Raw genomic sequence first — 7,129 nt, 5'->3', positions numbered from 1 at the left:
CACGACGGCTGTGCCTCCTCGTTGCCGCTCAGGCGTCCGTCGCCGCCGGACGCCGCAGCCCGGGAAGGGCGGCGAGGACGGTGATCAGTCCTGCCAGTGGAAGAGGAGGGTGTCGACGGACCGAGGGGCCCGTCCGCCGAAGTAGTAGACGTGCAGACCGGTCACCTGCGTCGTGTCCCACGGGTCGATCCAGCGGAGACCGGCGGACCGCAGGGCCTCACGGGCGGGGGACTCGTCCCCGGCCGTCACGGTGACGAACGGGCCGAGGGTGCTGACGAACACCTCCGTCTCCCCGCACAGGATCACGTGGTAGGTGCCGTCCCCCTGCTGGTTGTACTCGCCCACGGGGACCGGGGCCTGCGGCGCGAGACCCGCGGCGGTCAGCGCGGCCACGGCCCGGCGCAGCTGGGCCTCCTGGTCGACCGGGGCGGGCGGCTCCGTGCACACCGCCTCCAGCCTCCAGCGGGGGTCGGTGCCCCGCGTGCAGCCCCACGGCGCGTACGCGTGGACGATCGCGCGGCGGACGTCCTCGTCGAGGCCGGGGACCTCGACCCGAGGGCTTCCCAGGGTCGCGTACAGGGCCCGGGTCTCGTCCAGGTCCTCGGTGAGGCGGTACAGCGCGAAGGCCGCCCACAGTTTCGCGTCGACCGTCGGAGCCTCGGCGAGGTAGGCGCGCACGCGTCCCGGATCGGTCATGTACTCCTGGGCGGCGAAGGCCACCCGGGGGTCGGGGTCGGCCAGCACATCCGCCACGTCCTCCCCGGCCCCGGCCCGCAGGCGCAGGTGGGCGGCCCGGTCCTCCGGCCGTGCGACGCCCAGGTCGGCGCGGATCGCCTCCACCCCGTACCGCTCGACCAGCGCGTCCAGGCCGGAGCCGCCCGACCGTTCCGATCGCAAGCTGTCGGAGAACGCGACCGTCGCCAGTTCGGGGGCCGCCGAGCGGTCGCCGAGCTGTCCGCGTGCCCTCAGGACGGCTTCACGCATGCCGTGGCCGGACTCCCCGCGCCGGTCCTCGTGCCGCAGCCAGGGCAGCAGCTCCGCACGGTCGGACAGGACGTCGAGCACGGCGATGCGGACCTCGGTGGTGTCCTGCGGGTCCTGGGCACGTGCCGACAATTCGGCGAACCACTCCTCGGGCACCCGCCCCGCCAGGGCCGCGGCGCAGGGCGTGCGCCGCCACCACGGCTGCGAGGTGTCGACGACCCAGCGGGCGAGCCGCGTCGCCTCCACGGCGCGCAGCCCGTCCGCGTCGGCCTGCAGGGCGCGGGGGACCAGTTCCTCGATGCTCCTCACCGCGCGGATGCTAGCTGCCCGGGAACGGGCCCGTCCCGGTCAGCAGATCGACTGGCTGCTGTTGACCAGCGTGTTGTTGCGGAACGTCGTGTTCGTCCCGCAAGGGCTCTCGCGGATGGCCGAGTTGGTGACCGTGAGGTTCTGGATCCAGATGTCGGAGTTGTTGGGGAACTCCGTGCGCGCGGCGAGGCGGATCTCGCCGCCGCCGCTGACCGTGCCGCTCTGCGCGGCGAGGGTCACGTTGTAACAGTTCTCGATCAGCACCGCGTTGTTGCCCGTGTTGGAGATGGTCACCCGGTCGATGACCGCGCCGCCGCTCTCCGAGACGCAGAACACGCCGCGTCCGCCGCCGCGGGCGACCACCTCGCCCACCCGGATGTTGGTGGGGTACGAACTGCCCACCCGGCCGTTGCGGTTGGCCATCCGGAAGGCGGCGTACCCGGTGCCGGTCCCCGCGTTCTCCGCGTCCACCTTGGTCACCGTGGCGTTGATCGTCTGGTTGAGCAGCAGGCCCGACTCGCCGACGTTGCGGGCGGTGACGGTGCCGATGGTCAGGCCGTCCACGCCGTAGGTCTCCACGGCGTGGCTGGAGGCGCCCGAGACGTACACGCTGTCGATGCGGACGTTACGGGTCCACTGACTGGTGTCGCCCCGGTTGTCGATGCGCACGCCCAGGCCGGAGGAGAGCCGCATGTCGATCTGACCGAGGACCACGTTCTGCACGTTGCGCAGGAAGATGCCGTAGAGCGGGGTCCCGGTGACGTTGAGGTGCTGGACCTCGACGTCCCTGGTGCCGCGCGAGTACACCGGCGCCTGGTCGCCCGAGCCGGTGCCGGTGACGTTGATGGTGCCGCAGACGTCCAGGGCGGTGTAGCTGGGCAGCGAGATGCGCGAGCCCGCCGACATGGAGCCCGAACCGCGGACCACCACGCGCTCCTTGGAGGTCCGGCCCGCGGTGAGGCTGCCCACCGCCGCCTGCACCGCGGAGCGCAGGTCGGAGCCGGTGTACACCGTCGTGGAGCCGCGCCGCGCCGTCCAGGTGGAGCCGCTGAGCACGGCCTCGGCCTGGTACGCGCCGTCCCCGCAGGCCGCTGCCGCCGAGACGGCCGCGGTGAGCTCGGTGGGAGTCCCCTCCTCGGGCGAGGCCAGCGCGGCGGCGGTGGTGGTGAGGGCCAGCGCGGCGGCGGCGAGGGCGCCGACGCGACGGCGCTCGGGCCCGTGTCTGCCCAGCAGCGCGGCGAATAAGGGGAGTTCTGATCGGCGTCCCATGAGGTCGGTCTCCGCTCGGGTCGTCGAACCGGCACGGGGGGAACCGGTTCGTTCACTTGTGGGGATCGTGAGTCTGCTGAGGGCGCCGCGCACCGTCAATGGGCTCTTGAGCCAGGCCGCCCGGTGCGGACGCGACACGTCCTGTTCCGTTCGCGCCCGCGTCGTTACGCTGCCCCGGTCACGGACGATCCGGGGGCGGGGCATGGGGGCGAAGTGATGAGGGAGCCGACGTTCGGCATATTGGGCCCGTTGCAGATCAGGGGCCCGATGACACGCGGCTGCGTCCCGCTCGGCGGGCCCAAGCCGCGGGCGGTGCTGGCCACGCTCCTGCTGCGGCCCGGAGAGTTCGTCTCGCTGGACACATTGACCGAAGTCCTGTGGCCCTCCCGGCCGCCCCGGTCGGCCGTCGCCAACCTTCGCACCTATGTACGCGCGTTGCGCGCGGCGCTGGCCACGGCCGGTGTGGACCACGGAGGGCTGCGCACCCGCCACGGCGGTTACGTCCTGGAGGTTCCCGCCCTCGAGCACGACCTGCTGCTCTTCGAACGCCGCCTCCACCGGGCCCGCACCACCCGGGACGTGGGCCGGCACGCCGCCGCCCTGCGCGGCTACGAGTCGGCGCTGGGGCTGTGGCGCGGCGACGTGCTGCAGGACCTGCCGGGCAGCGTGCTGTGGGACCCGGTCCTGACCCGCCTGGCCCAACTGCGCGCCGTCGCCCTCGACGAATGCCTGCGCCAGCGGCTGCGCGTCGGGGACCACGGCACGCTCGTCGCCGAGCTGCGCGCCCGGATCGCCGCCGACCCGCTGCGGGAGGACCTGTGGCAGCTCCTGGTGCGCGCCCTGGACGGCGCCGGCCGGACCGCGGAGGCCGGCGCCGCGTACGCCGAGGCCCGGCGGATGCTCGCCGCCGAGCTCGGCGTGGTGCCCGGGACCGCCCTCCGGGCAGCGGGGGAGGCTCTGTTCAGCAGCCGTTCGTGCTGGTCTGGTAGCGCACCAGGTAGTCGCTCCAGGTGACGCCCTGGACGACGGCGACGACCACCACCCCGTCGTGGATCTGCTCGTAGTGCAGGTGCGGGGAGAGGGAGTACAGCGCCGAGGTGGCCCCCACCGTGCCGATCCGCTGCCCCCGGGTCACCGTGTCGCCGACCTGCACGTCGCGGCTCTGCAGGTGCGCGTAGCGGGTCCGCCAGCCGTCGCCGTGGCCGATCACCACCGTGTTGCCGTAGCCGGTGTCGGTGGCGTAGTACGACGAGAGCACGGTCCCGCCCGCGCTGGCCAGGACCCGGCGGCCCAGATCGTCGGGGTTGCCCGCCGCGTCGTAGTGGTTCCAGTCGATCGAGTGGGAGGGGCTGTGGCCCTCCCAGTTGCTGCCGCGCCAGCTCTGGTCGCAGACGAACGGCATACGGAACGCCGGGCGGCCGGCGTCCGCCGCCGCGGACGCCGGGGCGGCCTGCAGCAGCGCGGTGAACATCGTCAGCCCCGCCAGCGCCGCCGGCACGGAGCGCGCGGTGAGTCTTCGTCCCGCCATGGATCCTCCCAAGTCGTGGGGGTGATCCGGCGATTGAAGGGGGCGCGCATACAAAGGGCATACAAGAGACGGCCGGGCGGTCGGGGCGAGCTCAGGGCAGCAAGGTCAGAGCAGGGAGCCCAGTGGTCCCAGGTCGAGGTTGAGGTCGTCGCGGCTGAGGCCGTGCTGGGCGCAGAGGTCGTCCATGCGCTGCTCCAGCAGCATCAGGGCGGTGCCCAGACGGTCCTCCTGCTCGGCCGTGAGGGTGCCCTCCTCGAAGCGGCGGATCGCCTGCTTCTCCATCAGCTGCCGCAGCAGTTCGACGACGGTGAGGACGAGCTCGGCCAAGCCGTCGGCGACCCGCTCGGGGTCGAGGTCGAGGGTGCCGTCGCGGGGGAGGGGAGCGGGGTTCACGGGAGCCTCACAGGGGGCCGCTGTCGGCCCAGGGGGAGGGGACCCGGGCGGAGACGGACGAGAGCAGGGCGCGCAGGGACAGCCGCACCAGCGGGACGTCGGCGATGGCGATGACCAGATCGCCGCTGATCACCACGCCGGTGCCGAGCACCCGGTCCAGGAGGTCGACCAGGGGCAGGCCGATCGGCGCGTAGGGCTCGTCCCCGTCCCAGGGGACGGTGGGCGGGAGGCCGTCCTCCCGCGCGTCGGGAAGGATCACGGCGCCCCCGCCCCCGCCGTGGCGGCCGGCTGCTCCATGCGGGCGAAGGAGTAGGGGACCCACGGCCCCGACCAGCTGATGTCCACCTCGCGCAGCCGCTCGTCGACGCGCAGCCGCTCCAGCGCGGCCGTGAACTCCCCGCGCCGGGCGTCGTCGACCAGGTAGGCCGCGTTGAGCAGCTGCGGGGCCGTGACGCCGGTCAGCTGCTCGCTCTGCGGGCGGTGGGAGGCCGCGTCCACGGCGTGCGCCCGCAGCGCCCGGTCGACGGTCAGGGCGACCGCCCGGGCCGTCTCGTGCCGGTCCCGCCGCACGCGGTGACGGGTGCTCGCCCGGCTCAGGTAGCTCCGGCCGCCCTCCGCGCCCGCGGCGGACGGCCCGGGGGAGCCGGGGGCGGGGGCGGGGGCGGCCGTCGTCTCCCGGACCGAGGCGTGCACCTTGACCGCCCACTCGGTGCGGCCGGCCAGCCGCGCGAAGAGTGCCAGGACCGTCTCCCGGCGGGAGGCCACCGCCGCCATTGCGTTGCCGTCGCTGAGGTAGACCGTGGCCAGCGGCAGCGGCACGACGGGCCCGTAGGGCGCGGCCGCCGCGACTCCGCGGTGGTGGGCGAGGGCGCACCGCTCCAGCTCCTCGGGGTGCTGGAGCCGCTCGGCCAGCGCCTGCTCCTGGAAGTCGTCGGCGGGCACGTCCTGCACCACGAGGACCACCTCCCCCGCCTCCAGGGTGCGCAGCGGGCCGCCCCCGGGGTGCCCGGGGACGGCGGAGAGCGCCTCCCCGGGCGGGCGGGAGGCACACAGGGCGAACAGGTACGTGACGGTGCCGGTGTCGCTGCTGCTCATCGGGTGGGCGTCTCCGGGTGCGTGTGCGGGTGCGTGGGTGGGTGCGCGGGTGTGCCGGTGTCGCGTGAGGGCTCGCCGTCGAGACGGCGTTCCAGGGCCGCCAGGCGTTCGCGCAGCGTCTCGTTCTCCTCGGCGAGGGCGTCCCGGGCGGCCCGCGAGGACATCGCGGGGTCGGTCTCCCACCAGTCGATGCCCGCGCGCTTCGCCGTGTCGACGGAGGCGATGAACAGACGCAGACGGATGGTCAGGAGCTCGATGTCCAGCAGGTCGATCTTGATGTCGCCCGCGATGACCACACCCTTGTCGAGGATGCGCTCCAGCAGGTCGGCGAGGGTGCTGTTGTTGGGCCCCGGGAGGTAGACCGTCGCGTCCGCGGGATCGACCCAGTCGGTCACCTCCGTCACGACGCTCCCTGCTTGCTGCGGCCACGGCCACGGCCACGGCGCTGCCGGGGCGGTTCCTCCTCCTCCGGTTCGGGCTCCTCGTCGACGTCCTCGTCCTCGTACGCGGCCTCGTCGTCCTCGTCGTCCTCGTCGTCGAGGTCCTCCTCGTCGGCGTACTCGTCGTCGTCCTCCGCGTCCTCGTCCTCGTCCGGCTCCTCCGCCTCGTCGCCGTAGGGCTCGTCGTCGAGGGAGTCGTCCGCCTCCTCCTCGCGGCCCTCCTCCGCCTCCTCGCGCTCGTTCTCCTCGTCCTCCATCGCCTCCTCGTGGCTGCGGACCACCTCGCCCTCGCGGATCTCGCCGCGCCAGCCCTCCAGCTCCTCGTCGCCGTGGAGCGTGACGTGGCGGGCGAAGTGCTTGAGGTCCAGGCGCAGGCGGCGGCCCTGGGCGCGCCACAGGTTGCCGGTCTTCTCGAAGAAGCCCGCCGGGAAGTACTCCACCACCAGCACGATGCGGGTCAGGCGCGGGGCGAGTTCGTGGAAGGTGACCGCGCCGCGGGTGGAGCCCTTGGCGCCCTCGGAGGTCCACACGATCCGGTCGTCCGGGATCTGTTCCTGGACGGTGGCCTTCCAGCTACGGCTGGAGGGGCCCACCTTCAGGTTCCAGTCGGAGCTGATCTCGTCCTTCTGGCTCACCCCGCGGACGCCCTTGGTGAAGCCGCTGAACTCCTCGAACTGCGTCCACTGGTCGTAGGCCGTGCGCAGCGGGACGGCCACGTCGAGGATCTCGACGATGTTGGTGGCCTTGCCGCCGCCCCCGCCGCCCTTCCCGCCGCCGCCTCCGCCCCCGCCGCCGGTGAGCTTGTCCTTGACGTTGTCCTTCACGCCCTTGACCTTCTCGGAGAGCATGACCTTCGCCGAGTTCTCCCCCTTGACCACCCGTCCGGCGATGCGGCCCAGGCCGCCGGCCTTCTCGGCCTTGTCGCCCAGACCGAGACCGTCCGCCGAGTCGAGGAGCCGTTCGGTCACGCCGCTGAGCCGGTCGCCCGCCTTCGACACCAGGCTGCTGCCCAGCGCTCCGAGCAACTGACCGAAGGCGTCCTTCAGTTCGTCGATCGGCAGGCCTTCGTCCCGGCCGCCGTCGCGTTCCTGTCGTCCGTTCGCCATGCCGT

At 73.4% G+C, this 7,129-nt stretch carries 9 protein-coding genes; 1 reads left to right on the top strand and 8 read right to left on the bottom strand.

What is annotated here, in order from left to right; genetic code table 11:
- Positions 1–84: 84 nt before the first annotated feature.
- Positions 85–1,293, bottom strand: a complete 1,209-nt coding sequence (locus ACFRAV_RS21070) for a hypothetical protein (protein ID WP_382557777.1) — start codon at positions 1,291–1,293, stop codon at positions 85–87.
- Between the two features lie 39 nt (positions 1,294–1,332).
- The gene (locus ACFRAV_RS21065; protein ID WP_382557775.1) at positions 1,333–2,562 is read right to left on the bottom strand and encodes a hypothetical protein; all 1,230 of its coding nucleotides are present in this window, start codon (positions 2,560–2,562) and stop codon (positions 1,333–1,335) included.
- A gap of 249 nt (positions 2,563–2,811) precedes the next feature.
- Here ACFRAV_RS21065 and ACFRAV_RS21060 point away from each other — a divergent pair, with 249 nt between their 5' ends.
- Complete coding sequence (locus tag ACFRAV_RS21060) at positions 2,812–3,576, top strand: BTAD domain-containing putative transcriptional regulator (RefSeq protein WP_382557773.1); 765 nt, start codon at positions 2,812–2,814, stop codon at positions 3,574–3,576.
- Here the strand turns inward: ACFRAV_RS21060 and ACFRAV_RS21055 are convergent.
- The 6 genes from ACFRAV_RS21055 to ACFRAV_RS21030 form a co-directional block, all read right to left on the bottom strand.
- The gene (locus ACFRAV_RS21055) at positions 3,524–4,090 is read right to left on the bottom strand and encodes a M23 family metallopeptidase (protein WP_382557772.1); all 567 of its coding nucleotides are present in this window, start codon (positions 4,088–4,090) and stop codon (positions 3,524–3,526) included. The genes ACFRAV_RS21060 and ACFRAV_RS21055 overlap by 53 nt on opposite strands.
- Before the next feature lie 105 nt (positions 4,091–4,195).
- On the bottom strand, positions 4,196–4,483 hold the full coding sequence (locus ACFRAV_RS21050) for a gas vesicle protein K (protein ID WP_382557770.1): 288 nt from the start codon (positions 4,481–4,483) through the stop codon (positions 4,196–4,198).
- Between the two features lie 7 nt (positions 4,484–4,490).
- Positions 4,491–4,742, bottom strand: a complete 252-nt coding sequence (locus tag ACFRAV_RS21045) for a gas vesicle protein (protein WP_382557768.1) — start codon at positions 4,740–4,742, stop codon at positions 4,491–4,493.
- On the bottom strand, positions 4,739–5,578 hold the full coding sequence (locus ACFRAV_RS21040) for a GvpL/GvpF family gas vesicle protein (protein WP_382557766.1): 840 nt from the start codon (positions 5,576–5,578) through the stop codon (positions 4,739–4,741). Before ACFRAV_RS21040 ends, ACFRAV_RS21045 begins: the two co-directional genes overlap by 4 nt.
- Positions 5,575–5,973 (bottom strand): gas vesicle protein, encoded by a 399-nt coding sequence (locus ACFRAV_RS21035; RefSeq protein ID WP_382557785.1) that lies wholly within the window; start codon positions 5,971–5,973, stop codon positions 5,575–5,577. The genes ACFRAV_RS21040 and ACFRAV_RS21035 overlap by 4 nt, the downstream gene beginning before the upstream one ends.
- A 5-nt stretch (positions 5,974–5,978) precedes the next feature.
- Positions 5,979–7,124 carry an SRPBCC family protein gene (locus ACFRAV_RS21030; RefSeq protein WP_382557764.1) on the bottom strand — a complete coding sequence of 382 codons (1,146 nt, stop codon included), beginning with the start codon at positions 7,122–7,124 and terminating at the stop codon, positions 5,979–5,981.
- Positions 7,125–7,129: the final 5 nt, after the last annotated feature.

Source organism: Streptomyces sp. NPDC056600 (assembly GCF_042792855.1).
Taxonomy (GTDB): Bacteria; Actinomycetota; Actinomycetes; order Streptomycetales; family Streptomycetaceae; genus Streptomyces.
Note: the sequence above shows the minus strand (reverse complement) of the source record. Positions and strands in the feature narration are given on the sequence as shown.